Raw genomic sequence first — 2,352 nt, forward strand, 5'->3', positions numbered from 1 at the left:
GGCCGCGGGCCGCCCCGCGACCGGCCGCCCCGAGGCCGAGCGTCCGGTCCGCCGCCGTTCGGTCGCCGAGGACACCCTCACCCCCGAGGAGTGGCGGGCGGCCGGCTACACCCCGCCCACCGGCATCCCGGTCCCGGACCTGACCGCCGGGGCCCCGGGCGAGGCGCCCTGGCCGGACCGGATGCGCACCCTGCTGCGCACCCCGATGTCGGAGCGGCCCGCCTTCGAGCGCACCGCCCGCGAACTGCACCCCTCCGCGGCCGCCACCCGCAACGTCCCGCGCATCCTCGACCTGACGCTGCGCATCGGCGAGCTGCTGCTGGCCAGCGGTGAGGCCGCCGAGGACGTCGAGGCGGCGATGCTCGGCATCGCGCACGCCTACCGGCTGGACCGCTGCGAGCCGCAGGTCACCTTCACCCTGATCGGCATCTCGTACCAGCCCTCGCTGGTCGAGCCGCCGGTCACCGCCGACCGCGTGGTGCGCCGCCGCACCTCCGACTACACCCGGCTCGACGCGGTGTACGAGCTGGTCGCGGACATCACCGCGGAGAAGGTGACGGTCAACGACGCCTACCGCCGGCTCGCGGTGATCCGCCGCAACCGGCACCCGTACCCGGCCTGGTTCCTCGCCCTGACCACCGGCCTGCTGGCCGGCGCGGCGACCTTCCTGGTCGGTGGGCGGATGGACGACAAGGCCTGGCTGGTGTTCGCGAGCGCCTTCGTCGCGGCCGTCCTCGGCGACCGGCTGGCCTCCGCGCTGGCCCGGCGCCGGCTGCCGGAGTTCTACCAGTTCGTGGCGGCCGCGATGCCGGCCGCCGCCTCCGGCATCATCCTCTCGTTCAACGACTGGGGCCTGCGCGGCTCGGTCGTGATCACCGGCGGGCTGTTCGCCCTGCTGCCCGGGCGCGCCCTGGTCGCGGCCGTACAGGACGGCCTGACCGGCTTCTACATCACCGCCGCGGCCCGACTGCTGGAAGTGATCTACCTGGTCGCGGGCATCGTGATCGGGGTGATGGTGATCCTCTACCTGGGGGTCGGCTTCGAGGCGAACCTGCGCCCGGACGAGAGCCTGGCGGGCGTCAGCTACCCGCCGGTCCAGATGGTCGCCGCGATGGTGCTGACCCTGGCCTTCGCGACGCTGCTCCAGACCGACCGCCGCACGCTGGCCCTGGTCACCGTCAACAGCGGCATCGGCTGGGCCAGCTACGGCGCGCTGGTGTACAACGCGGGTGTCAACCCGATCGCGGCGACCGGCGTGGCGGCCGGGCTGGTCGGCCTCTTCGGCCAGCTGATGGCGCGCTACCGCAACGGTTCGGCGCTGCCGTACGTGACCGCCGCGATCGGCCCGCTGATGCCCGGTTCGGCGCTCTACCTCGGGATGCTCGCCTTCGCCCAGGGGCACTCCAGCGCCGGCCTGGTGTCGGTCTTCCGGGCGGCGGCGATCGCGATGGCGCTGGCGATCGGGGTGAACCTGGGTGGGGAGATCGCCCGCCTGTTCATGAAGCTGCCGGTCGGCGCCGAGCGCCCGTCGCTCTACCCGGCCGTGCCGCGCCGGGCGGCCAAGCGAACTCGAGGGTTCTGACCGGGCGTCGGCCCGGTGTTGGGGCCGATGTGTGCCCCGGGCCACGTTGCGGCAGGCAGGACGCAGGACCAGGAACGAAGGTAAGACCCATGACGACACTGCTGGACGGCTACCGCGACCACATCGTCGCCGCGCACAAGCAACCGCTGTTCCTGCTGCTGGTCGGATTCATCGTCTCCTTCGTCTTCATCCGGTTCAGCGTCCGGATGATCCGCGCCAAGGTGCGCTGGTGGCCGGGCAACGTGACCCCCGGCGGGCTGCACATCCACCACATGGTGTTCGGCCTGGGCTTCCTGTTGCTCGGCGGCATCGGGGTGTTCGCCACCTACGGCGGGCACCCGTGGATCAACTGGTTCGGGCTGGCCTTCGGCATCGGCTGCGGCCTGGTGCTGGACGAGTTCGCGCTGATCCTGCACCTGGACGACGTGTACTGGAGCGAACAGGGCCGCAAGTCGGTGGACGCGGTGATCTTCGGCATCCTGTTCACCTCCCTGCTGCTGGTCGGGTACGTGCCGCTCGGCGTGGTGCCCGGCGAGGAGACGAGGTGGGGCCTGATCACGATCATCTCGGTGAACGCGCTGGCCTCGGTGATCACCCTGTTCAAAGGCAAGGTGTGGACCGGACTGCTCGGGATCATGGTCCCCGGTCTGTCCTGGATCGGGGCGGTCCGGCTGGCCCGCCCGAGCAGCCCGTGGGCCCGCTGGCGATACGCCGCGCGCCCGCGTCGCCGGGCACGTGCGCTGCGGCGCGAGCGCCTGCTGCACCGGCGT

Annotated in this window: 2 protein-coding genes; both read left to right on the forward strand. The window is 72.4% G+C overall.

What is annotated here, in order from left to right; genetic code table 11:
• The coding region (locus KS423_RS43630; RefSeq protein WP_224285235.1) for a threonine/serine exporter ThrE family protein at positions 1-1,582 on the forward strand (1,582 nt) is incomplete at its 5' end.
• An 89-nt stretch (positions 1,583-1,671) separates the two neighbouring features.
• Positions 1,672-2,352, forward strand: a 681-nt coding sequence (locus KS423_RS43635) for a hypothetical protein (RefSeq protein ID WP_224285236.1), incomplete at its 3' end; no start/stop codon positions are given.

The organism is Streptomyces sp. LS1784 (genome assembly GCF_020103755.1).
Taxonomy (GTDB): domain Bacteria; phylum Actinomycetota; class Actinomycetes; order Streptomycetales; family Streptomycetaceae; genus Kitasatospora.